This is a genomic window from Pseudomonas sp. FG36, from assembly GCF_057809275.1.
On the sequence record NZ_JBMDJQ010000013.1, the window covers coordinates 59,965 to 81,377 of the forward strand.

Genomic DNA, 21,413 nt, shown 5'->3' on the forward strand with positions numbered 1-21,413 from the left:
TGCCTCGCTAACGAAATCATGACGCCCCTAGAACGATACCAAGCCGATCTGAAACGCCCCGACTTCTTCCATGACGCGGCGCAGGAAACTGCGGTGCGTCACCTGCAGCGCCTGTACGACGACCTGGTACACGCGCAGAACAACAAGCCGGGCGTGTTCGGCAAGCTGTTCGGCAAGAAGGAGCAGACGCCGGTCAAGGGCCTGTACTTCTGGGGCGGCGTGGGCCGGGGCAAGACCTACCTGGTCGACACCTTCTATGAAGCGCTGCCGTTCAAGCAGAAGATGCGCACGCACTTCCACCGCTTCATGAAGCGCGTCCACGAGGAGATGAAGACCCTCAAGGGCGAGAAGAACCCGCTGACCATCATCGCCAAGCGCTTCAGCGACGAAGCCAAGGTGATCTGCTTCGACGAGTTCTTCGTCTCCGATATCACCGATGCCATGATCCTCGGCACCCTGATGGAAGAGCTGTTCAAGAACGGCGTGTCGCTGGTGGCCACTTCCAACATCGTCCCGGACGGCCTGTACAAGGACGGCCTGCAGCGCGCGCGCTTCCTGCCGGCCATCGCCATGATCAAGCAGTACACCGATGTGGTGAACGTCGACAGCGGCGTGGACTATCGCCTGCGTCACCTGGAGCAGGCCGAGCTGTTCCATTTCCCGCTCGACGACGCGGCGCATGAAAGCCTGCGCGCCAGCTTCAAGGCGTTGACCCCAGAGTGCACCCAGGCCGTCGAAAATGACGTGCTGATGATCGAAAACCGTGAGATCCATGCCCTGCGCACCTGCGATGACGTCGCCTGGTTCGACTTCCGCGCCCTGTGCGACGGGCCGCGTAGCCAGAACGACTACATCGAGCTGGGCAAGATCTTCCATGCCGTGCTGCTGAGCAATGTCGAGCAGATGGGCGTGACCACCGACGACATCGCCCGGCGCTTCATCAACATGGTCGACGAGTTCTACGACCGCAACGTGAAGCTGATCATCTCGGCCGAGGTGGAGCTCAAGGACCTGTACACCGGCGGGCGCCTGAGCTTCGAGTTCCAGCGCACGCTCAGCCGCCTGCTGGAGATGCAGTCCCACGAGTTCCTGTCGCGGGCGCACAAGCCCTGACGGCAGCTGCAAGCTTCTAGCTGCAAGCCACAAGAAAAAGCCAGAGCAGTTCGCGTACTGCTCTGGCTTTTTCTTGTGGCTTGTAGCTTGAGGCTTGTAGCTGGGAGGCCTTTCAGGCCTCTTGCATGAACTGCTGCCGATACTGGTTCGGCGACAACTCCGTATGCTGGCGGAACAGCCGGGCGAAGAAACTCGCGTCGTCGTAGCCCACCTCGTAGCTGATGGTCTTGATGCTCTTGCGCGTGCTCGACAGCAGGCCCTTGGCGGTCTCGATGCGCAGGCGCTGCAGGTAGTGCAGGGGCTTGTCGCCGGTGGCGCTCTGGAAGCGGCGCATGAAGTTGCGGATGCTCATGCCGTGGTTGCGCGCCACATCCTCGAAGCGGAACTTGTCGGCGAAGTGTTCTTCGAGCCAGTGCTGGATCTGCAGGATGATCAGGTCCTGGTGCAGCTTCTGGCCGCCGAAGCCCATACGCCCCGGGGTATAGCTGCGCTGCACCTCGTAGAGGATGTCGCGGGCCACCGCGCGGGCCACGTTGGCGCCACAGAAGCGTTCGATCAGGTAGATGTACAGGTCGCAGGCCGAGGTGGTGCCGCCGGCGCAGTAGAGATTGTCGGCGTCGGTCAGGTGCTTGTCCTGGTTCAGGCGGATCTTCGGGAAACGCTCGGCGAAGCTGCTGAAGAAGCGCCAATAGGTGGTCGCCTCCTTGCCGTCGAGCAGTCCAGACTCGGCCAGCCAGAACACGCCGCTGGCCTCGGCGCACAGCACCGCGCCACGGGCATGCTGCGCGCGCAGCCAGGGCAGTACCTGCGGATAGCGTTGCAGCAGGTTGTCGAAGTCGTCCCAGAAGGCCGGCAGGATGATCACGTCGGCATCGTTGAGGCCGCTGTCGACCGGCAACTGCACGTTGCTGAAGCTGTCCACGGGCAAACCGTCCGGGCTCACCAGGCCGATCTCGAACATCGGTTGCAGGCCCAGGCCCAGTTGCTTGCTGTAGCGCAGGCTGGCCAGGTGGAAGAAATCCTTGGCCTGCATCAGTGTCGAAGCGAACACTTTATCAACGGCCAGGATGCTGACGCGCCGCAGCGACGCCGGGGGTTGGGTAAACATCATTGTCATTGTTCTTATAGGGTAGAGTGGTCAATCACCGGCTGGATCGTCTTATTTTTTGGCGATTGTGTCTACCCCACGAAAGAGCAGTGCAGCGTCTGTGTTGCATCAAGGCGCGGGGTTCGGCTGCTCCTGATGGACCGCCTCGATTGCCGCCAGCAGTTCATCGCCCAGGTTCAACGCCTGGCTGTTGATATTGCTGCGCAGTTGCTCGAGGTTCGTCGCGCCGATGATATTGCTGGTCACGAACGGCTGCCGGGTCACGAACGCCAGCGCCATCTGCGCCGGGTCCAGCCCGTGTTCGCGGGCCAGTTGCACGTAGCGGCCGCAGGCGGCCACGGTCTGCGGATTGGAATAGCGGGCAAAGCGGCTGAACAGGGTCAGGCGGGCGTGTTCGGGGCGGGCGCCGTTTTCGTACTTGCCCGACAGCATGCCGAAGGCCAGCGGTGAATAGGCCAGCAAACCGCACTGCTCGCGGATTGCCACCTCTGCCAGGCCCACCTCGAAGCTGCGGTTGAGCAGGTTGTAGGGGTTCTGGATCGACACCGCGCGGGGCCAGCCGCGGGTTTCGGCCAGGTGCAGGAACTTCAGGGTGCCCCACGGGGTTTCGTTGGACAGGCCGATGTGGCGGATCTTGCCGGCGCGCACCTGTTCATCGAGCACCTCCAGGGTTTCCTCCAGCGGGGTGAAGATGTCCTGGGGCAGGTGCTGGTAGCCGAGCTTGCCGAAGAAGTTGGTGCTGCGCTCGGGCCAGTGCAGCTGGTAGAGGTCGATGCGGTCGGTCTGCAGGCGCTTGAGGCTCTCGTCCAGCGCGGCGACGATGTGCTGGCGGTTGTGCTTGAGCTGGCCGTCGCGGATGTGGCTGATGCCGTTGCCGGGGCCGGCGACCTTGCTGGCGAGGATCCAGTCGTCACGGTCGCCGTTGGCGGCGAACCAGTTGCCGATGATGCGTTCGGTGGCTGCGTAGGTCTCCGGGCGCGGTGGCACCGGGTACATCTCGGCGGTGTCGATGAAGTTGATGCCGCTGGCCTTGGCCAGGGCAATCTGGGCGAAGGCCTGCTCCTGGGTGTTCTGTTCGCCCCAGGTCATGGTGCCCAGGCACAGGGCGCTGACGTCGAGGTCGGTACGGCCGAGCTTGCGGTATTCCATCGGGTAGACGCTCCATGGCAAAGATGACCATAAAAGCAGGTTGAAATTTTTCCTGCAATCTGGATAATTCTGCCCCTCTCCGTGTGGCGGAAGTGATGCACCACCACGCAGGGAACCCTTGTCGAACATTGGCGTGCCCGACCCGAGCCCCCAAAAGCGTCAGCGTTCGGCTGCGCGCTTGCCCTTGGCAAGCTGTGCACTATCCAGTAAGATTCGCCGTCTATTTTTCGCTGGGCGGCCTCTGAGGCTTTAGAGAATGAAAACTTTTACTGCTAAACCGGAAACAGTAAAGCGCGAGTGGTTCGTAGTCGACGCCGCTGGTCAGACCCTGGGTCGTCTGGCTACCGAAATCGCTAGCCGCCTGCGTGGCAAGCACAAGCCAGAATACACCCCTCACGTTGACACCGGCGACTACATCGTCGTCATCAACGCCGAGCAAATCCGTGTGACTGGTGCCAAGTCTTCCGACAAGATGTACTACTCCCACTCCGGCTTCCCGGGCGGTATCAAGGAAATCAACTTCGAGAAGTTGATCGCCAAGGCCCCTGAGCGTGTTATCGAAACCGCGGTCAAAGGCATGCTGCCGAAGAACCCGCTGGGTCGCGACATGTACCGCAAGCTGAAAGTGTACGCGGGTGCTGCTCACCCACACACTGCTCAGCAGCCTCAAGAACTGAAGATCTAACGGGATAGTTCATTATGTCGGCGACTCAAAACTACGGCACTGGCCGTCGCAAGACCGCAACCGCTCGCGTTTTCCTGCGTCCAGGTACCGGTAACATCTCCATCAACAACCGTTCTCTGGACGTGTTCTTCGGCCGCGAAACCGCTCGCATGGTTGTTCGCCAGCCGCTGGAACTGACCGAAACCGTTGAGAAGTTCGACATCTACGTCACCGTTTCCGGTGGTGGTGTCAGCGGTCAGGCCGGTGCAATCCGCCACGGCATCACCCGCGCCCTGATGGAATACGACGAAACCCTGCGTGGCGCTCTGCGTCGTGCTGGCTACGTCACCCGCGACGCTCGTGAAGTTGAGCGTAAGAAAGTGGGTCTGCGTAAAGCGCGTAAGCGTCCTCAGTACTCCAAGCGTTAATACCGCTTCGGCAGTCGAAAAAAGCCCGGTTCCTTTTTGGAACCGGGCTTTTTTTATGTCTTCAACTAACCTGTCTGCTAGTCCGTGGCCGTTTGTCGCATAGACGCAGATCAAGCAAAGCGAGGGTAGTGGCCCGACGAGCGGGTAATCACCTTGTCAGCGTGTGGATTTGTTCCTTACCATTGCGGCCAATTTTTAGTGCCACAGACGTACCTAAGTAGATGCCTGTTCAAACAGGCCAAGCAAGCTGATGGGAGAGGACTGAATGAGCAATGACGGCGTCAACGCAGGCCGGCGCCGCTTCCTCGTAGCCGCGACATCCGTGGTCGGGGCAGCGGGGGCAGTGGGGGCAGCGGTACCGTTCGTGGGGTCATGGTTTCCCAGTGCCAAGGCGAAAGCCGCAGGGGCACCGGTGAAGGTCAATATCGCCAAGGTCGAGCCCGGTCAGCAGATGGTAGCTGAATGGCGTGGGCAACCTGTATTCATCGTGCGGCGAACGGAGGAGATCCTCGGTAATCTGAAAAAGATCACCGGCGAGCTGTCCGATCCTGAATCCAAGGCGTCGGTGCAGCCCACCTACGTCGACCCGCAAGTCCGCTCGATCAAGCCCGAGATTCTCATCCTGGTCGGCCTGTGCACGCACCTGGGTTGCTCGCCGACCTTCCGCCCTGAGGTCGCCCCGGCTGACCTGGGGCCGAAGTGGGTCGGTGGCTATTTCTGCCCCTGCCACGGTTCGCACTACGACCTTGCCGGGCGTGTCTACAAATCCCAGCCGGCGCCTCTCAACCTGCCAGTGCCACCGCACTCGTACGAGTCGGACGAAATCATCGTCATCGGCGTCGATCAGGAGAACGCATGATGAGCAAGTTCATGGAGTGGATCGATGCGCGCTTCCCCGCGACGAAGATGTGGGAAGACCATCTAAGCAAGTATTACGCGCCCAAGAACTTCAACTTCCTGTACTTCTTCGGCTCGCTGGCATTGCTGGTGCTGGTCAACCAGATCGTCACCGGCGTGTGGCTGACCATGAGTTTCACCCCCTCGGCGGAAGAGGCCTTCGCCTCGGTCGAGTACATCATGCGCGACGTCGAGTACGGCTGGATCCTGCGCTACCTGCACTCCACCGGCGCCTCGGCGTTCTTCATCGTGGTCTACCTGCACATGTTCCGCGGGCTGCTCTACGGCTCCTACCAGAAGCCTCGCGAGCTGGTCTGGCTGTTCGGCATGCTGATCTACCTGGCGCTGATGGCCGAGGCGTTCATGGGCTACCTGCTGCCCTGGGGGCAGATGTCGTACTGGGGTGCCCAGGTGATCATCTCGCTGTTCGGCGCGATCCCGGTGATCGGTGATGACCTGACTCAGTGGATCCGTGGTGACTACCTGATCTCCGGCATCACCCTGAACCGCTTCTTCGCCTTGCACGTGGTGGCCCTGCCGATCGTGATCCTGGGCCTGGTCGTGCTGCACATCCTGGCGCTGCACGAAGTGGGTTCGAACAACCCCGATGGCGTGGACATCAAGAAGAAGAAGGACGAGAACGGCATTCCGCTGGATGGCATCCCGTTCCACCCGTACTACACCGTCAAGGATATCGCCGGTGTCGTGGTGTTCCTCTTCGTGTTCTGTGCCGTGGTGTTCTTCTTCCCGGAAATGGGTGGCTACTTCCTGGAAAAACCGAACTTCGAGCAGGCCAACGCCTTCAAGACGCCTGAGCATATCGCCCCTGTGTGGTACTTCACACCGTTCTACGCGATCCTGCGCGCGGTGCCCGACAAACTGTTCGGGGTCATCGCCATGGGTGCCGCCATTGCTGTGCTGTTCGTGTTGCCCTGGCTCGACCGCAGCCCCGTACGCTCGATGCGCTACAAGGGCTGGCTGAGCAAGATCTGGTTGCTGGTGTTCTGCGTGTCCTTCGTCATCCTTGGCGTGCTGGGCGTGCTGGCGCCGACCCCGGGGCGTACCTTGCTGTCGCAGGTGTGCACGGTGTTGTACTTCGCCTACTTCCTGCTGATGCCGTTCTACACAAGGCTCGAGAAGACCAAACCGGTTCCGGAAAGGGTGACTGGCTGATGAAAAAGTTTATTGCAGTATGCTTGCTGGCATTGATGCCTGGCCTTTCGTTCGCCGCCGAGCACGGCCTGGAGCTGGACAAGGTCGATATCGACCTGACCGACAAGGCCGCGATGCAGGATGGCGCGCGCACCTTCGCCAACTATTGCATGGGGTGCCACAGCGCCAAGTTCCAGCGTTACGAGCGTGTTGCCGACGACCTGGGGATCCCCCACGAGCTGATGCTCGAAAACCTGGTGTTCACCGGCGCCAAGATCGGCGACCACATGAAGATCGGCATGCAACCCAACGATGCCAAGACCTGGTTCGGCGCCGCGCCGCCCGACCTCACCCTGGTTGCCCGGGTGCGTGGCAACGACTGGTTGTACACCTACCTGCGCAGTTTCTATGAAGACAAGACGCGGCCATACGGGGTGAACAACAAGGTCTTCCCCAACGTCGGCATGCCAAACGTGCTGGTTGGCCTGCAGGGCAACCAGGTGATTGGCTGCAAGCAGGTGCAGAGTGTGGTCGACGGCAAGAAGCAATATGACCCGCTGACCGGCAGCCCATTGACCCATGAAGCGTGCGACCAGCTGACCGTCGAGGAGAAATCCGGTACCCTGACGACCGAGCAGTTCGACGAGAAGGTCAAGAACCTGGTGACCTTCCTGGCCTATTCGGCCAACCCGGTCAAACTGGAAAGCCAGCGCATCGGTACCTACGTGTTGCTGTACCTGGCTTTCTTCTTCGTGTTCGCCTACTTGCTCAAGCGCGAATACTGGAAGGACGTGCACTGATCACGCAGTAGTTTCTGGTAGTTGAACGCGCCCGGGGTGCCCCACCCATGTCGCGGGGCCACCCCGGGCGCGTTTTCATTTGCAGTATTACAAGCATCCCGTACGAGGAGGCGCTACATGGGCGCAACCAACAGGTTAGCCTGCTATTCCGACCCTGCTGACCATTACTCCCATCGGGTACGCCTGGTGCTCGCGGAGAAGGGCGTCACAGTGCAGATCATCGATGTCGACAGCAATCGCCTGCCGCCCAAGCTGGTCGAAGTGAACCCTTACGGCAGCCTGCCGACCCTGGTCGATCGCGATCTGGCGTTGTACGAGTCGAGCGTGGTGATGGAGTACCTCGAGGAGCGTTACCCACACCCGCCGCTGATGCCGGTTTATCCGGTGGCCCGCGGCAACAGTCGCCTGCTGATGCACCGCATCCAGCGCGACTGGTGCAGCCTGGCCGACACCGTGCTGGACTCGCGCAGCAGCGAGCCGGCACGGACCCAGGCGCGCAAGGAGTTGCGCGAGAGCCTGACGGGCGTGGCCCCGCTGTTCGCTGAAATGGCCTGCTTCATGAGTGAGGAGCAGAGTCTGGTCGATTGCTGTCTACTGCCCATACTCTGGCGCTTGCCGGTGATGGGTATCGAATTGCCGCGGCAGGCCAAGCCGCTGCTGGATTACATGGAGCGACAGTTCGCCCGCGAGCCCTTCCAGGCGAGCCTGTCTGCTACCGAACGTGAAATGCGCAAGGTTTAAAGAGGAGCCGTTGATGAACTCCAGTCGCCCCTATCTGGTTCGCGCGCTGTACGAGTGGATCGTCGACAACGATTGCACGCCCCATATGCTGGTCAACGCCGAATACCCGGCGGTCCAGGTGCCACAAGGTTTCGCCAGCGATGGCCAGATCGTCCTGAACATCTCCCCCAGTGCCGTGCGCAGCCTGCACATGGACAACGAGGCGGTGAGCTTCGAAGGGCGCTTCGGTGGCGTGGCGCACACGCTGTATGTGCCGATTGGCGCCATCCTGGGGATCTACGCCCGGGAGAATGGCCAGGGCATGGTCTTCGAGCTGGAGCCGCCGCTCGCGGACGAGGATGACCTTGAGGACAATGGTGTCGAGCCGGATGACGATGGTCCGCCCGAGCCGCCGCGTCCGAGTGGTCGTCCGAGCCTGAAAGTCGTGAAGTAACAGGCAGGAACAAAAAAGGCGATCCGCAGGGATCGCCTTTTTCATTACTGCCGCAATTACAGGTCCTTGATGCTCTGCACCTGGTCCTTGTTGATGCGGGTCGGCTTGCCATCCAGTTGCTTGAACTCGTAGAAGCCGGAGTTGCGGTCGAAGTGCGGCGTGTCGGTGGTCTGCAGTTCGCGGCCATCGTTGAGGGTGATCACGCTCGGAGTGGAGCAGCCGGCCAGGGTGGCGAAGGTGCCGATCAGCAGGGCGGGCAGCAGCAGCTTTTTCATGGGGTACTTCCTGGATCAGAGTGAAAAAGGCGAGCGTCCCGACGCTCGCCAAGGGGTTGTCAGTCGATGTACTCGAACAGCTTGACGATCTTCTGCACGCCCGACACACCTTGCACCACATTGGTGGCAGCGTTGGCCTCTTGCTGTCTTACCAGGCCGAGCAGGTAGACGATGCCGTTTTCGGTGATCACCTTGATGCGCGAGCTGGGCACGCTCTCGTCGGTCAGCATCTGGGTCTTGATCTTGGTGGTCAGCCAGGCGTCGTTATTGCGCGCCAGGATCGACGACGGCTGAATGACTTGCAGCTCGTTGTGCACCTTCTTGACTCGCTGCACCTGGCCGGCGGTCTGCTCAGCGAGGGACTTGAGATCGGCGCGGGGGGTCTGGCCGGCAAGCAGCACGACACCGTTGTAGCTGCTGACGACAATGTGCGAGCCCTTGTCCAGCTCCGGGTTGGCCTTGGCGATGTTGACCGAGACCTTGGTCTCGATCAGCGAGTCATCGATCTTGCTGCCGATGGTGCGGGTACCGCGGTCATCCTCGATAGGCGAGTTGCGCGCCGAGGTGAGCACGGAACTGCAGCCCGATATGCCGAGGCATAGGGTCAGGGCCATCAGGCCGATACGCTTGGAGATCATTCTTCACTCCCGAACAGTTGGCTGTCGATCAGGTCGCACAGACAGTGGATCGCCAGCAGGTGGACTTCCTGGATGCGCGCGGTGACCGTGGCGGGGACGCGGATCTCGACGTCCTCGGGCAGCAGCAGCGAGGCCATGCCGCCGCCATCGCGCCCGGTCAGGGCGACAACAATCATTTCGCGGTCATGGGCGGCCTGGATCGCCTGGATCACGTTGGCCGAATTACCGCTGGTGGAGATCGCCAGCAGCACATCGCCGGGCTGGCCCAGGGCGCGAATCTGCTTGGAGAAGACTTCGTTGTAGCTGTAGTCGTTGGCGATCGAGGTCAGTGTGGAGCTGTCGGTGGTCAAGGCGATGGCCGGCAGGCTCGGACGCTCGCGCTCGAAGCGGTTGAGCAACTCCGAGGAGAAGTGCTGGGCATCGCCGGCCGAGCCGCCATTGCCGCACGCGAGCATCTTGCCGTCGTTGAGCAGGGCGTTGACCATGACCAGGCTGGCCTGCTCGATGTGGGGTGCCAGGATGTCCATTGCCTGTTGCTTGGTGTCGATGCTGGCCTGAAACAGCCGGCGAATTCGGGATTGCATGTCCATCTGGGTGACCTTAAGAGGGGCGGTGGCCTTTGCTACGCGCAACAGTGACCAGCCCGCGAAACATAGAGCTAGAAAATCGAATTGGGTTCAGCATTCGAAGGCATTTTTCAGCCATTGAAGCGGTTGCCCCGCATGCCCCCGGCCCTGCAGGGCGATAACGTCGAAGCGGCAGGGGCGGGTGGCCCAGCGGGGTTCGTGCTGCAGGAAGAGGTTGGCGGCAAGCGCCAGTCGTTGCTGCTTGCGCCCATCGATACTGGCGAGCGCTCCGCCGAACTCCGCATGCAACCGGTAGCGGACTTCGACGAATACTACTGTATCGGCATCGAGCATGACCAGATCGAGCTCGCCCCCCTTGCATCGCCAGTTGCGCTCCAGCAGCCGCAGACCTTGCCCTTGAAGGTATTCAAGGGCGTAATCTTCGGCTGCCTGGCCGGTAAGGCTGGGCGATGCGCCGGGCATCAGCGAGGAGTGTCCGGCAGGCGCTTGACCTGGCCACCGGCGAATTCGGCCCATGGCAGCTGGCGTTCGATGCGCTGGCTGGGGTTCATGCTCAGGCTACCGGACAGGCCTTCGACGCGGTTGTCCGGCAGTGCCTTGAGCTGGCCGAGGCGCGGAGCCAGGCTGTAGGCGTCGACGCCCATGGCGTACAGGCGGCCGAGGCTGCCGGCGGCCTGGGGCCACTGCTGCACGACTTGCTGACGCAGGCTGTTGGTGGTGTCCAGCAACCAAGGCGTTTCGCAGAAGCGGATGCCGTTCATGTCGTTGTACTGGTTCACGTCACCGCTGGCGCTGTACAGGTTGGAGGTGGCGTAGACCGGCACGTCACCGGCGTACTGGAAGTTCAGCGTCGGCTTGATCTGCTGGGCCTGCTGCGGCGTCGAGGCGAGGAAGATGAAGTCGATGTCCTGGCGGCGCGAAGGCTGCGCGGCGATGGTGCCGCCAACGGTGCTCTGCAGGCTCTTGGCGCGGCCTTCGCTCTGGCGCAGCTGGAACAGATCGGCGATCTGCTGGGCGAGGGCGACGGGCTGGGCGATGCGCTGCGCGGTGATCAGGGTACCGCCATTGCCTTCCCAGTCCTGGCGGAAGGCGGCGAGTACGCGGTCGCCCCATTCACCGCTCGGTACCAGGGCTACGGCGCGAACCATGCCGTCGGCGCGGGCACGGCGCGCCACTTCGCGGGCTTCGTCCTCGGCGGCCAGGCCGAACTGGAACAGCTGTGGCGGCGCTTTCTGGCCGGCGTCGGCGTAGTTCAGGGCCAGGGTGGTGATAGGCAGTTGCGGGTAAGCGGCGAGCTTCTTGACCAGCGGCTTTTCCAGCGGGCCGACCACCAGTTGCACGCCGGCAGCCTGGGCTTGGCGGTAGAAGTCGTCGAGCGAGGTGATGCGCGAGCTGTCGAACACTTGTACCGCAGGGGCGGGCTGGCCACCTTGCTGGGCCTGGAAGTGGGCGGCCATGAAGCCATCGCGCAGGGCGCGGGCGACACCGGCCAGCGGACCTTCCTGGGGCAGCAGCAGGGCGATCTTGGTCAGTGGCTGGCTGGCCAGCTCCTTGAGCTTGACCAGGGCTGTCGGCAATTGCTTGGCTGCCGGGTGCTCGGGATGCTGCTGGCGCCAAGTGTCGATGGCGGCCTGTTGCTGTTCCAGGGTGCCGGCGCGCTTCACGGCCAGGGCCAGGCTGGTCCAGCCGGCCAGGGGCTCTTCGGCGGCCGGCTGCTGCAGCTGTTCGGCGGGCAGCGAGGCGACCAGGGCCCAGATGGCGTCATTGTTGGCGCTGGCGGCCTGGCCGCTGAGCAGGGGGGCCAGCAGTACGCGCTGCTGGGCGGCGGCCAGGGCCTGGCCGTCGGCTTCGAGGGCGGCGGCATGAACGCTGTAGGTGCGGGCCTGCTGCTCGGTCGGCAGTTCGCCGACGCGCTGCAGGCTCGGGTGGGCGAGGGCGGTCAGGGCGGCCTTGGGCTGGTTGCGGCTCATGGCGAGCTCGGCGGCCAGGGTGGAGGCGAACACCTGCTGGGCGGGCTTGAGCGGCTCCAGCGGGACCTGCTCGAGAATCCGCGCGGCGCGCGGGAAATCCTTTTGCTTGTATGCCAGGTCCGCGGCGCTCAAGCGCAGCAGGGCCGCATCCTCGGCGGACTTGCTGGAGGCCGCCTTCTCGAGCAGTTGCTCGATGCTGGCGTCCGGGGTGCGTGGCAGTTCGCCCAGGCTGGATGAGGGCGAGCTGGCGCAGGCTGCCAGCAGGGCAGCGAGGCAGAGGGCTGTGAGCAGCCGCAGACAAGCGATCATGTAAAGGTCCTGTTACTCGATCAAGTTGGCCGGCAATTGTACCCAAGCGGGGGGCACGGCGCGATCTCGCCGACACTGAACCTTCACTATAGGTGGCCCGTGGTGTGCCCGGGGCGAAGTTCTTTGCGCCCTGTTACTGGTGCTCGGGCTACAATGGCGACCTTTGATCCGGAAAGCAGGTGTGCGCAGTGACTGATGTTGCAGGGGTTTCGAAATCCACGTTGGGCAAGCTTTACGTCGTTGCCACGCCCATCGGCAACCTCGACGACATGAGCGCCCGGGCGCTGAAGGTGCTGGCGGATGTCAGCCTGATCGCCGCCGAGGACACCCGCCACTCGGTGCGTCTGCTGCAGCATTTCGGCATCGATACGCCACTGGCCGCCTGTCATGAACACAACGAGCGTGACGAGGGCGGGCGTTTCATCACTCGCCTGCTGGCCGGCGACGATGTGGCGCTGGTGTCTGATGCCGGCACGCCGCTGATTTCCGATCCGGGCTATCACCTGGTGCGCCAGGCGCGTGCTGCGGGCGTGCAGGTGGTGCCGGTGCCGGGCGCCTGTGCGTTGATCGCCGCGCTGTCGGCGGCTGGGTTGCCGTCGGACCGCTTCATCTTTGAAGGCTTCCTGCCGGCCAAGGCCGCCGGGCGCCGTGCGCGTCTGGAGCAGGTCAAGGAAGAGCCGCGCACCCTGATTTTCTACGAGGCGCCACACCGGATCCTCGAGTGCCTTGAAGACATGGAGGCGGTGTTCGGTGGCGAGCGCCCGGCGCTGCTGGCGCGCGAGATCACCAAGACTTTCGAAACCCTCAAAGGCTTGCCGTTGGCCGAGTTGCGCGCATTCGTACAGGGTGACAGCAATCAGCAGCGTGGCGAGTGTGTGGTGCTGGTGGCCGGTTGGAGCGCGCCGGAGGGCGAGCAGGCGATCAGCGCCGAGGCGCAGCGGGTGCTGGATCTGCTGCTGGCCGAGCTGCCGTTGAAGAAAGCAGCGGCGCTGGCGGCCGAGATCACCGGGGTGCGCAAGAACCTGCTCTATCAGTTGGCCCTGGAAAAGCAGAAAGCCCATTAGTGGCATAATGGTATTAATGGTCGCGCCGCTTGTTCTTGAGCGCTGCTACCGGTAACCTTGGCGGCGGAGAGTCGATCGGACAGTCGCTGCCGTCTTTTGTTCCGCAAAAGGCGGGGGAGGAAAGTCCGGGCTCCATAGGGCAGAGTGCCAGGTAACGCCTGGGAGGCGCGAGCCTACGGAAAGTGCCACAGAAAATAACCGCCTAAGCACTTCGGTGCCGGTAAGGGTGAAAAGGTGCGGTAAGAGCGCACCGCACGGCTGGCAACAGTCCGTGGCTAGGTAAACCCCACTCGGAGCAAGACCAAATAGGGTTCCATACGGCGTGGCCCGCGTCGGAACCGGGTAGGTTGCTAGAGGCGTCCAGTGATGGCCGTCGTAGAGGAATGACTGTCCTCGACAAAACCCGGCTTACAGATCGACTCTCCACCTCTCCTTTCCTGCTTGAATCGACAGCAGATGCGTCCTGGTAATACCGAAAAAATCTTACTCTTAATAAATTACTTTAACTTCTCACTCTATCCGCTTGAGTGTGTTTGATTTTTTCCGTCAGTTTTTCCCTCCTGTAATCCTTCTACCTTCCTTTGTTGCGCTAAATCGCCGTCCTGTAAGGGATTTCCTTATGAACGTGCCTTGACGGTGTGGCGGGCGGATTCCTATAGTGTGCGCAAGTGGCAGAAAGTGGGATGAAGTGGGTTTTCTGGCACAAAAAAGCTAACATTGTGGGGAATCGCAGCCGTGTTCCGCGGAGCCAACGCCGTCAGCCTCGATGCAAAGGGCCGTCTCGCCATGCCGAGCCGGTACCGTGACGAGCTCGATTCGCGTTGCAATGGTCAATTGATCGTGACCATCGACGCCGTTGACCCCTGCTTGTGTGTTTATCCCCTCGATGAGTGGGAACAGATAGAAGCCAAGTTGCGTGCCTTGCCGTCGTTGCGTGAGGAAAACCGTCGCCTGCAGCGTTTGCTGATCGGCAATGCGGTGGACCTGGAGCTCGATGGCAGCGGGCGTTTCCTGGTGCCGCCCCGCCTGCGTGAGTACGCCAAGCTGGACAAGAAGGCGATGTTGGTGGGGCAGCTGAACAAATTCCAGCTGTGGGATGAGGATGCCTGGAACGCGGTTTCGGCAGCCGACCTTGCAGCTATTCAACAACCGGGCGCCATGCCCGATGATTTGCGTGACCTGATCCTGTGACCATAGATAGCGGCTTCAACCACATCACCGTCCTCCTCGACGAAGCCGTCGAGGCATTGGCCCTGCGCGCCGACGGTTGCTATCTGGACGGCACCTTCGGGCGTGGCGGCCACAGCCGCCTGATCCTCAGCAAGCTCGGGCCGCAAGGGCGGTTGCTGGGGTTCGACAAGGATCCTCAGGCGATTGCCACCGGGCAAGCGCTGGCGGCCGAAGACGGCCGCTTTGTCATTGTGCAGCGCAGCTTTGCCGAACTCGGCGACGAAGTGCGCGCTCGCGGCCTGGACGGCAAGGTCAGCGGCATTCTGCTCGACCTGGGCGTATCCTCGCCGCAACTGGACGACCCCGAGCGCGGCTTCAGCTTCCTCAACGACGGCCCGCTGGACATGCGCATGAACCCGGGCCAGGGCATCAGCGCCGCCGAGTTCGTCGCCACTGCCCCTGTCGAAGAAATTGCCCGCGTGTTCAAGGAGTACGGCGAGGAGCGCTTCGCCGGTCGCATGGCGCGCGCAGTGGTCGAGCGCCGCGAGAAGCAGCCGTTCACCCGTACCGCCGACCTGGCGGAAGTGCTCAAGGTCGCCAACCCGGCCTGGGAAAAGGGCAAGAACCCTGCGACCCGCGCCTTCCAGGGCCTGCGTATCCATGTCAACAACGAGCTTGGCGACCTCGAGACCGGCCTTGAAGCCGCGCTCGACGCCCTTGAGGTGGGTGGCCGCCTGGCAGTGATCAGCTTCCACTCGTTGGAAGACCGTATCGTCAAACTGTTCATGCGCAAGCTGGTCAAGGGCGAGGCAGACAATTTGCCGCGCAACCTGCCGGTCCAGCACAAGGCCTTCGAGCCGAAGATCAAATTGATCGGCAAGGCGCAGTTCGCCTCCGAAGCCGAACTCAAGGCCAACCCGCGGTCGCGCAGCGCCGTGATGCGGGTAGCGGAGAAGTTGCGGTGAGCAGGCTGTTTGCCAAGCCGCTGCCAGGCGGAAGCTTCCTGATGCTTCTGCTGTTCGTCGCCGTCCTGATTTCGTCGATCGCCGTTTCCTACAGCGCCCACTGGAACCGTCAGTTGCTCAACACCCTGTACGGTGAACTGAACGAGCGCGACAAGGCCCAGGCCGAGTGGGGCCGGTTGATCCTCGAGCAAAGCACCTGGACTGCCTCCAGCCGTATCGAGAGCCTGGCCTCGGAGCAGCTCAGGATGCGCGTGCCCGCCGCTGACGAAGTGCGGATGGTGGCGCCATGATGAAGCTCGAAGGCGCACTCTACCCCTGGCGCTTCCGGGTGGTGATCGGTTTGCTGGCGCTGATGGTTGGTGCCATCTGCTGGCGCATCATCGACCTGCAGGTCGTCGACCGCGACTTCCTCAAGGGGCAGGGCGACGCCCGCAGCCTGCGCCATATTCCCATCCCCGCGCACCGCGGGCTGATCACCGATCGCAACGGCGAGCCGCTGGCTGTCAGTACGCCCGTCACCACCTTGTGGGCCAACCCCAAGGAAATGCAAGCGGCCAAGGACCGCTGGCCACAGCTGGCCGCCGCGCTCGGGCAGAACCCGCAGCAGCTGAGCGAGCGGCTTACCCAGCAGGCGAGCAAGGAGTTCATCTACCTGGTCCGCGGCCTGACCCCGGAGCAGGGCCAGCACGTCCTCGACCTGAAGGTTCCGGGCGTCTACGGCCTCGAAGAGTTCCGCCGTTTCTATCCGGCCGGTGACGTCACCGCGCACATGGTCGGTTTCACCGACCTGGATGACCATGGTCGTGAAGGCGTCGAACTCGCCTACGACGAATGGCTCGCCGGGGTGCCCGGCAAGCGGCAGGTGATCAAGGACCGGCGTGGCCGGCTGATCAAGGACATCCAGGTAACCAAGAACGCCAAGGCCGGCAAGACCTTGGCGTTGTCGATAGACCTGCGTCTGCAGTACCTGGCCACCCGTGAGCTGCGCAACGCCATTGCCGAGCAGGAAGCCAAGGCCGGCAGCCTGGTGATCATGGACGTCAAGACCGGCGAGGTCCTGGCCATGGTCAACCAGCCGACCTACAACCCGAACAACCGCCGCAGCATGTTCCCGGCCGCGATGCGCAACCGGGCGATCATCGATGTGTTCGAGCCGGGCTCGACGGTCAAGCCGATTTCGATGAGCGCCGCCTTGCAGAGTGGCCGCTGGAAGGTCACCGACAAGGTCGAGGTCTATCCGGGCAGCCTGCAAATCGGCCGCTACACCATCAAGGACGTGTCGCGCAGCGAGGGTCCGATCCTCGACCTGACTGGCATCCTGATCAACTCGTCCAACGTCGGCATGAGCAAGATCGCCTTCGATATCGGTGGCGAGGCCATCTACCGGGTCATGTCCCAGGTAGGCCTGGGCCAGTACACCGGCCTCGGCTTCCCCGGCGAGCGTGTCGGCAACCTGCCCAACCACCGCGAGTGGCGCAAGGCCGAGACCGCGACCTTGTCGTATGGCTACGGCGTGTCGGTGACAGCCCTGCAACTGGTGCATGCCTACGCCGCACTGGCCAACGACGGCAAGATGGTGCCGCTGTCGATCCTCAAGGTCGACAAGGCCCCGGAATCGGTCCAGGCGATCCCCAAGGAAACCGCCGAAACCGTGCAGGGCATGCTGCAGCAGGTAATCGAAGCACCGCGCGGGGTATTCCGTGCCCAGGTGCCGTTCTACCACGTGGGTGGCAAGTCCGGTACGGCGCGTAAAGCCACCGTCGGCTCCAAGGGCTACACCGAAAACGCCTACCGTTCGCTGTTCGCCGGCTTCGGCCCGATGAGCGACCCGCGCTATGCCATCGTCGTGGTCATCGACGAGCCGAGCAAGGGCGGCTACTTCGGCGGCCTGGTCTCGGCACCCGTATTCAGCAAAGTGATGTCGGGCACCCTGCGCCTGATGAATGTACCGCCGGACAACCTGCCGCCCTCGACGCAGCAAGCCAGCGCAGTACCCGCCAAGGGAGGGCGAGGTTGATGACGATGCCATTGAGCAAACTGTTCGCCCATGCCAGCCGCGATCCGTTGATCCGCGAGCTGACCCTGGACAGCCGCCAGGTGCGCCAGGGCGATCTGTTCCTCGCCGTGCCGGGCGCCAAGGTCGACGGCCGTGAGCATATTGCCGACGCGCTGGCCCGTGGCGCCGCTGCGGTCGCCTATGAAGAGCAGGGCACCTGCGTGTTGCCGCTTACCGACGTGCCGCTGATCCCGGTCAAGGGGCTGATAGGCCAGCTGTCGCAGATCGCCGGGCGCTTCTATGGCGAACCCAGCCGCCAGTTGAACCTGGTGGGTGTCACCGGTACCAACGGCAAGACCAGCGTCACCCAGCTGGTGGCCCAGGCGCTCGACGCCCTTGGTCAGCGTTGCGGGCTGATCGGCACCCTGGGCACCGGTTTCTACGGTGAATTGCAGAGTGGCCGCTTGACCACGCCGGACCCCATCGCGGTGCAGTCGACCCTGAACGACCTGAAAAAGGCGGGTGCCAGGGCCGTGGCCATGGAAGTGTCCTCTCACGCCCTCGAGCAGGGGCGCGTCGCCGCGCTGGAGTTCGATATCGCGGTGATGACCAACCTGTCGCGCGATCACCTGGACTATCACGGCAGCATGGAGGCCTATGAGGCCGCCAAGGCCAAGCTGTTCGCCTGGCCGAGCCTGCGTTGCCAGGTGGTCAACCTGGATGATGAGTTCGGACGCCGCCTGGCTGCCGACTTCGCCCGCCGCCCGAGTACCGATCATATCGAGACCCGGCTGCTCAGCTACAGCCTGGAAAACCCGGACGCTTCGCTGTTCTGCCGCGAGGCCACGTTCGACGATGATGGCGTGCGTGCCACCCTCGTCACCGCACAGGGCGAACGCAGCCTGCGTAGCCAGCTGCTGGGGCGCTTCAACCTGAGCAACATGCTGGCGGCGGTGGCTACCCTGCTGGCGCTGGACTATTCGCTGGACGAAATTCTCAAAGTCACCCCGCAGTTGCAGGGGCCGGTCGGCCGCATGCAGCGCCTGGGTGGCGGTAAAAAGCCGTTGGTGGTGGTCGACTACGCCCACACCCCGGATGCCCTGGAAAAGGTACTCGAGGCATTGCGCCCGCACGCCCACGGCAAGTTGCTGTGCCTGTTCGGCTGTGGTGGTGATCGTGACGCCGGCAAGCGCCCGCTGATGGCGGCAGTCGCCGAGCGCCTGGCCGATCGTGTGCTGGTGACTGATGACAACCCGCGTACCGAGGATCCGCAGCGCATCTTCGATGACATTCGCCCCGGCTTTGCCCAGCCCGACAGCGTGGAGTTCGTCGCTGGCCGTGGCCTGGCCATTGCCCATCTGGTCGCCACTGCTGCTGCCGAGGATGTGATCGTCCTGGCCGGCAAGGGCCACGAGGATTACCAGGAGATCAATGGCGAGCGCCATGACTTCTCCGATCTGGTCGAAGCCGAGAAGGCCCTAGCCGCCTGGGAGGCTCCACATGCTTAAGCCCATGATGCTCAGCCAGCTGACTGCTGCATTGAACGCACGCCTGGCAGGCGCCGACGCCAGTTTCACCGGCGTCAGCATCGACAGCCGTAGCGTCGCTGCCGGTCAACTGTTCGTCGCCCTCAGCGGGCCGCGCTTCGATGGCCATGACTACCTGGTCGATGTGAAGGCCAAGGGGGCGGTTGCCGCGCTGGTCGAGCGCGAAATCACCGATGTCGATCTGCCGCAACTGGTGGTTGCCGACTGCCGTGTAGCGCTTGGCCAGCTCGGCGCGCTGAATCGTGCTGCCTTCGACAAGCCGGTGGTGGCCATTACTGGCTCCAGCGGCAAGACCACGGTCAAGGAAATGCTCGCCGCGATCCTGCGTACCCGCGGGCCGGTGCATGCCACCCGCGGCAACCTCAACAATGACCTCGGCGCACCGCTGACCCTGCTGGAGATCGCCCCGGAGCACAGCGCCGCGGTGATCGAACTGGGGGCCTCGCGCATCGGCGAGATCCGCTACACCGTCGGCCTGACCCGGCCGCAGGTGGTCATCATCAACAACGCCGGTACCGCCCACGTCGGCGAGTTCGGGGGCCCGGAGAAGATCGTCGAGGCCAAGGGCGAGATCCTCGAAGGCCTGGGCGAGGGTGGCACGGCCATCCTCAACCTGGCCGACAAGGCGTTCGACATCTGGCGCCAGCGCGCGGGCAATCATCGCGTTATCAGCTTTGCGCTGGACAATCCGCAGGCCGACTTCCACGCCAGCGATATTGGCCGCGACGCCCGTGGTTGCCCCTCGTTCACCCTGCATGGCCCGGATGGCAGCGTCCCGGTGCAATTGAACCTGCTCGGCACCCATAACGTCAGCAACGCCCTGGCCGCAGCAGCAGCAGCCCATGCCGTTGGTCTGAGCCTGAGCGGCATCGCCGCTGGTCTTGGCGCCGTGCAACCGGTCAAGGGCCGTACCGTTGCGCAGATTGCGGCCAGCGGCGCGCGGGTGATCGACGACAGCTACAACGCAAATCCCACCTCGATGTGTGCCGCCATTGATATACTCGCCGGCTTTTCCGGCCGCACCGTCCTGGTGCTCGGGGATATCGGCGAACTGGGGCAATGGGCCGAGGAAGGTCACCGCCAGGTGGGTGACTACGCACGTGGCAAGGTCGATGCGCTATACGCGGTGGGCACCAACATGGCCTACGCCGTTAAGGCATTCGGTACCAATGGCCGCCATTTCGCCACTCAAGCTGACCTGATCGAAGCCGTCAAGGCCGAGGCCGTCAGCGACACCACTATCTTGATCAAGGGCTCGCGCAGCGCTGCGATGGAAAACGTCGTGGCCGCACTGTGCGGCGCCAGCGGGGAGAAACATTAATGCTGCTGCTGTTGGCTGAGTATCTGCAACAGTTTCACAAGGGCTTCGCGGTCTTCCAGTACCTGACCCTGCGCGGGATCCTGGGTGTGCTGACCGCGCTGTCCCTGGCCCTGTGGCTGGGCCCGTGGATGATCCGTACCCTGCAGATCCGCCAGATCGGTCAGGCCGTGCGTAACGACGGTCCGCAATCGCACCTGTCCAAGTCCGGCACCCCGACCATGGGCGGTGCGCTGATCCTTTCCGCCATCGCCATCAGCACTCTGCTGTGGGCCGACCTGACCAACCGCTATGTGTGGGTGGTGCTGATCGTCACCCTGGCGTTCGGCGCCATCGGCTGGGTCGACGACTACCGCAAGGTCATCGAGAAGAATTCACGCGGCCTGCCGAGCCGCTGGAAGTATTTCTGGCAGTCGGTGTTCGGCCTGGCTGCGGCGATCTTCCTCTACAAGACTGCGCCGACCAGCGTCGAGACCACGCTGATCATCCCGATGCTCAAGGACCTGGCCATCCCGCTGGGCGCCGGCTTCATCGTGCTGACCTATTTCGTCATCGTCGGCTCGAGCAACGCGGTCAACCTGACCGACGGCCTCGATGGCCTGGCGATCATGCCGACGGTGATGGTCGGCGGCGCGCTGGGCATCTTCTGCTACCTGTCGGGCAACGTGAAATTCGCCGAATACCTGCTGATCCCCTACGTGCCGGGCGCGGGCGAGCTGATCGTGTTCTGCGGCGCGCTGATCGGCGCGGGCCTGGGCTTCCTGTGGTTCAACACCTACCCGGCCCAGGTATTCATGGGCGACGTCGGCGCGCTGGCCCTGGGCGCTGCGCTGGGCACCATCGCAGTGATCGTGCGCCAGGAAGTCGTCCTGTTCATCATGGGCGGCGTGTTCGTGATGGAAACCCTGTCGGTGGTCATCCAGGTGGCCTCGTTCAAGCTCACCGGCAAGCGCGTGTTCCGCATGGCGCCGATCCACCACCACTTTGAACTCAAGGGTTGGCCCGAGCCACGGGTGATCGTCCGCTTCTGGATCATCACCGTGATTCTCGTGCTGATTGGCCTTGCCACCCTGAAACTGAGGTAAACGA

Annotated in this window: 23 protein-coding genes and 1 other RNA gene; 17 read left to right on the forward strand and 7 right to left on the reverse strand. The window is 63.0% G+C overall.

The window, feature by feature from the left end; genetic code table 11:
• Positions 1-18: 18 nt before the first annotated feature.
• Entirely contained in the window at positions 19-1,113 is a 1,095-nt protein-coding gene (zapE, locus tag ACODS9_RS12525) for a cell division protein ZapE (protein ID WP_023630138.1), read from the forward strand.
• 112 nt (positions 1,114-1,225) lie between these two features.
• On the opposite strand, the gene ACODS9_RS12530 is transcribed toward zapE, so the two are convergent.
• Together ACODS9_RS12530 and ACODS9_RS12535 are read right to left on the reverse strand one after the other, a co-directional pair.
• Complete coding sequence (locus ACODS9_RS12530) at positions 1,226-2,122, reverse strand: GlxA family transcriptional regulator (RefSeq protein ID WP_167335949.1); 897 nt, start codon at positions 2,120-2,122, stop codon at positions 1,226-1,228.
• A 207-nt stretch (positions 2,123-2,329) separates the two neighbouring features.
• Positions 2,330-3,370 (reverse strand): NADP(H)-dependent aldo-keto reductase, encoded by a 1,041-nt coding sequence (locus ACODS9_RS12535; RefSeq protein WP_401104804.1) that lies wholly within the window; start codon positions 3,368-3,370, stop codon positions 2,330-2,332.
• Positions 3,371-3,626: 256 nt separating this feature from the next.
• Between ACODS9_RS12535 and rplM the strand changes: the two genes are divergently transcribed.
• From rplM to ACODS9_RS12570, 7 genes are all read left to right on the forward strand, one after another.
• On the forward strand, positions 3,627-4,055 hold the full coding sequence (gene rplM, locus ACODS9_RS12540; protein WP_008097538.1) for a 50S ribosomal protein L13: 429 nt from the start codon (positions 3,627-3,629) through the stop codon (positions 4,053-4,055).
• Between the two features lie 14 nt (positions 4,056-4,069).
• Positions 4,070-4,462: a 30S ribosomal protein S9 gene (gene rpsI / locus ACODS9_RS12545; protein ID WP_003260797.1), complete on the forward strand. Its 393-nt coding sequence runs from the start codon at positions 4,070-4,072 to the stop codon at positions 4,460-4,462.
• A 265-nt stretch (positions 4,463-4,727) separates the two neighbouring features.
• The gene (gene petA, locus ACODS9_RS12550; protein ID WP_023628711.1) at positions 4,728-5,321 is read left to right on the forward strand and encodes a ubiquinol-cytochrome c reductase iron-sulfur subunit; all 594 of its coding nucleotides are present in this window, start codon (positions 4,728-4,730) and stop codon (positions 5,319-5,321) included.
• Entirely contained in the window at positions 5,321-6,532 is a 1,212-nt protein-coding gene (locus tag ACODS9_RS12555; protein WP_046857021.1) for a cytochrome b, read from the forward strand. The genes petA and ACODS9_RS12555 overlap by 1 nt, the downstream gene beginning before the upstream one ends.
• Positions 6,532-7,311, forward strand: a complete 780-nt coding sequence (locus ACODS9_RS12560) for a cytochrome c1 (RefSeq protein ID WP_046857020.1) — start codon at positions 6,532-6,534, stop codon at positions 7,309-7,311. Before ACODS9_RS12555 ends, ACODS9_RS12560 begins: the two co-directional genes overlap by 1 nt.
• 117 nt (positions 7,312-7,428) lie before the next feature.
• Positions 7,429-8,052: a glutathione S-transferase N-terminal domain-containing protein gene (locus ACODS9_RS12565; RefSeq protein ID WP_489093982.1), complete on the forward strand. Its 624-nt coding sequence runs from the start codon at positions 7,429-7,431 to the stop codon at positions 8,050-8,052.
• 13 nt (positions 8,053-8,065) lie between these two features.
• Complete coding sequence (locus tag ACODS9_RS12570; protein WP_489093983.1) at positions 8,066-8,485, forward strand: ClpXP protease specificity-enhancing factor; 420 nt, start codon at positions 8,066-8,068, stop codon at positions 8,483-8,485.
• A gap of 56 nt (positions 8,486-8,541) precedes the next feature.
• On the opposite strand, the gene ACODS9_RS12575 is transcribed toward ACODS9_RS12570, so the two are convergent.
• The 5 genes from ACODS9_RS12575 to ACODS9_RS12595 form a co-directional block, all read right to left on the reverse strand.
• Positions 8,542-8,760, reverse strand: a complete 219-nt coding sequence (locus ACODS9_RS12575; RefSeq protein WP_023630218.1) for a YgdI/YgdR family lipoprotein — start codon at positions 8,758-8,760, stop codon at positions 8,542-8,544.
• A gap of 59 nt (positions 8,761-8,819) precedes the next feature.
• Positions 8,820-9,398, reverse strand: coding sequence for a BON domain-containing protein (locus tag ACODS9_RS12580; protein ID WP_489093984.1), 579 nt, complete (start codon positions 9,396-9,398; stop codon positions 8,820-8,822).
• Complete coding sequence (locus ACODS9_RS12585) at positions 9,395-9,988, reverse strand: phosphoheptose isomerase (protein ID WP_046857018.1); 594 nt, start codon at positions 9,986-9,988, stop codon at positions 9,395-9,397. Before ACODS9_RS12585 ends, ACODS9_RS12580 begins: the two co-directional genes overlap by 4 nt.
• An 87-nt stretch (positions 9,989-10,075) precedes the next feature.
• The gene (locus ACODS9_RS12590) at positions 10,076-10,447 is read right to left on the reverse strand and encodes a YraN family protein (RefSeq protein ID WP_489093985.1); all 372 of its coding nucleotides are present in this window, start codon (positions 10,445-10,447) and stop codon (positions 10,076-10,078) included.
• Positions 10,447-12,264: a penicillin-binding protein activator gene (locus ACODS9_RS12595; protein ID WP_489093986.1), complete on the reverse strand. Its 1,818-nt coding sequence runs from the start codon at positions 12,262-12,264 to the stop codon at positions 10,447-10,449. The genes ACODS9_RS12590 and ACODS9_RS12595 overlap by 1 nt, the downstream gene beginning before the upstream one ends.
• 188 nt (positions 12,265-12,452) lie before the next feature.
• Here ACODS9_RS12595 and rsmI point away from each other — a divergent pair, with 188 nt between their 5' ends.
• The 9 genes from rsmI to mraY all read left to right on the forward strand — a co-directional run bounded on the left by rsmI (position 12,453) and on the right by mraY (position 21,409).
• Positions 12,453-13,328, forward strand: a complete 876-nt coding sequence (gene rsmI, locus ACODS9_RS12600; RefSeq protein ID WP_038707411.1) for a 16S rRNA (cytidine(1402)-2'-O)-methyltransferase — start codon at positions 12,453-12,455, stop codon at positions 13,326-13,328.
• 67 nt (positions 13,329-13,395) lie between these two features.
• Positions 13,396-13,755, forward strand: an RNA gene (rnpB, locus tag ACODS9_RS12605) — RNase P RNA component class A.
• A gap of 308 nt (positions 13,756-14,063) precedes the next feature.
• The gene (gene mraZ / locus ACODS9_RS12610; protein WP_011535546.1) at positions 14,064-14,519 is read left to right on the forward strand and encodes a division/cell wall cluster transcriptional repressor MraZ; all 456 of its coding nucleotides are present in this window, start codon (positions 14,064-14,066) and stop codon (positions 14,517-14,519) included.
• Entirely contained in the window at positions 14,516-15,463 is a 948-nt protein-coding gene (rsmH, locus tag ACODS9_RS12615) for a 16S rRNA (cytosine(1402)-N(4))-methyltransferase RsmH (protein WP_046857014.1), read from the forward strand. Before mraZ ends, rsmH begins: the two co-directional genes overlap by 4 nt.
• Positions 15,460-15,753, forward strand: a complete 294-nt coding sequence (gene ftsL, locus ACODS9_RS12620; RefSeq protein WP_046857013.1) for a cell division protein FtsL — start codon at positions 15,460-15,462, stop codon at positions 15,751-15,753. The genes rsmH and ftsL overlap by 4 nt, the downstream gene beginning before the upstream one ends.
• Entirely contained in the window at positions 15,753-17,480 is a 1,728-nt protein-coding gene (locus ACODS9_RS12625) for a peptidoglycan D,D-transpeptidase FtsI family protein (RefSeq protein ID WP_172670937.1), read from the forward strand. The genes ftsL and ACODS9_RS12625 overlap by 1 nt, the downstream gene beginning before the upstream one ends.
• A complete protein-coding gene (gene murE, locus ACODS9_RS12630; protein ID WP_489093987.1) occupies positions 17,480-18,967 on the forward strand; it encodes a UDP-N-acetylmuramoyl-L-alanyl-D-glutamate--2,6-diaminopimelate ligase in 1,488 nt (495 codons plus the stop codon). Before ACODS9_RS12625 ends, murE begins: the two co-directional genes overlap by 1 nt.
• A complete protein-coding gene (locus tag ACODS9_RS12635) occupies positions 18,960-20,327 on the forward strand; it encodes a UDP-N-acetylmuramoyl-tripeptide--D-alanyl-D-alanine ligase (RefSeq protein WP_489093988.1) in 1,368 nt (455 codons plus the stop codon). Before murE ends, ACODS9_RS12635 begins: the two co-directional genes overlap by 8 nt.
• The gene (gene mraY, locus ACODS9_RS12640) at positions 20,327-21,409 is read left to right on the forward strand and encodes a phospho-N-acetylmuramoyl-pentapeptide-transferase (protein WP_011535540.1); all 1,083 of its coding nucleotides are present in this window, start codon (positions 20,327-20,329) and stop codon (positions 21,407-21,409) included. The genes ACODS9_RS12635 and mraY overlap by 1 nt, the downstream gene beginning before the upstream one ends.
• Positions 21,410-21,413 lie beyond the last annotated feature (4 nt).

What these genes read in the sequence shown, in the direction of transcription:
- ACODS9_RS12555 (WP_046857021.1), top strand. Translation starts at nt 5,321, where the DNA reads ATGAGCAAGTTCATGGAGTGGATCGATGCGCGCTTCCCCGCGACGAAG.
- rpsI (WP_003260797.1), top strand. Translation starts at nt 4,070, where the DNA reads ATGTCGGCGACTCAAAACTACGGCACTGGCCGTCGCAAGACCGCAACC.
- murE (WP_489093987.1), top strand. Translation starts at nt 17,480, where the DNA reads ATGACGATGCCATTGAGCAAACTGTTCGCCCATGCCAGCCGCGATCCG.
- ACODS9_RS12535 (WP_401104804.1), bottom strand. Translation starts at nt 3,370, where the DNA reads ATGGAATACCGCAAGCTCGGCCGTACCGACCTCGACGTCAGCGCCCTG.
- ACODS9_RS12625 (WP_172670937.1), top strand. Translation starts at nt 15,753, where the DNA reads ATGAAGCTCGAAGGCGCACTCTACCCCTGGCGCTTCCGGGTGGTGATC.
- zapE (WP_023630138.1), top strand. Translation starts at nt 19, where the DNA reads ATGACGCCCCTAGAACGATACCAAGCCGATCTGAAACGCCCCGACTTC.
- ACODS9_RS12595 (WP_489093986.1), bottom strand. Translation starts at nt 12,264, where the DNA reads ATGATCGCTTGTCTGCGGCTGCTCACAGCCCTCTGCCTCGCTGCCCTG.
- ACODS9_RS12570 (WP_489093983.1), top strand. Translation starts at nt 8,066, where the DNA reads ATGAACTCCAGTCGCCCCTATCTGGTTCGCGCGCTGTACGAGTGGATC.
- ACODS9_RS12635 (WP_489093988.1), top strand. Translation starts at nt 18,960, where the DNA reads ATGCTTAAGCCCATGATGCTCAGCCAGCTGACTGCTGCATTGAACGCA.
- ACODS9_RS12590 (WP_489093985.1), bottom strand. Translation starts at nt 10,447, where the DNA reads ATGCCCGGCGCATCGCCCAGCCTTACCGGCCAGGCAGCCGAAGATTAC.
- ACODS9_RS12565 (WP_489093982.1), top strand. Translation starts at nt 7,429, where the DNA reads ATGGGCGCAACCAACAGGTTAGCCTGCTATTCCGACCCTGCTGACCAT.
- petA (WP_023628711.1), top strand. Translation starts at nt 4,728, where the DNA reads ATGAGCAATGACGGCGTCAACGCAGGCCGGCGCCGCTTCCTCGTAGCC.
- ACODS9_RS12585 (WP_046857018.1), bottom strand. Translation starts at nt 9,988, where the DNA reads ATGGACATGCAATCCCGAATTCGCCGGCTGTTTCAGGCCAGCATCGAC.
- mraY (WP_011535540.1), top strand. Translation starts at nt 20,327, where the DNA reads ATGCTGCTGCTGTTGGCTGAGTATCTGCAACAGTTTCACAAGGGCTTC.
- rplM (WP_008097538.1), top strand. Translation starts at nt 3,627, where the DNA reads ATGAAAACTTTTACTGCTAAACCGGAAACAGTAAAGCGCGAGTGGTTC.
- ACODS9_RS12580 (WP_489093984.1), bottom strand. Translation starts at nt 9,398, where the DNA reads ATGATCTCCAAGCGTATCGGCCTGATGGCCCTGACCCTATGCCTCGGC.
- ACODS9_RS12560 (WP_046857020.1), top strand. Translation starts at nt 6,532, where the DNA reads ATGAAAAAGTTTATTGCAGTATGCTTGCTGGCATTGATGCCTGGCCTT.
- ACODS9_RS12575 (WP_023630218.1), bottom strand. Translation starts at nt 8,760, where the DNA reads ATGAAAAAGCTGCTGCTGCCCGCCCTGCTGATCGGCACCTTCGCCACC.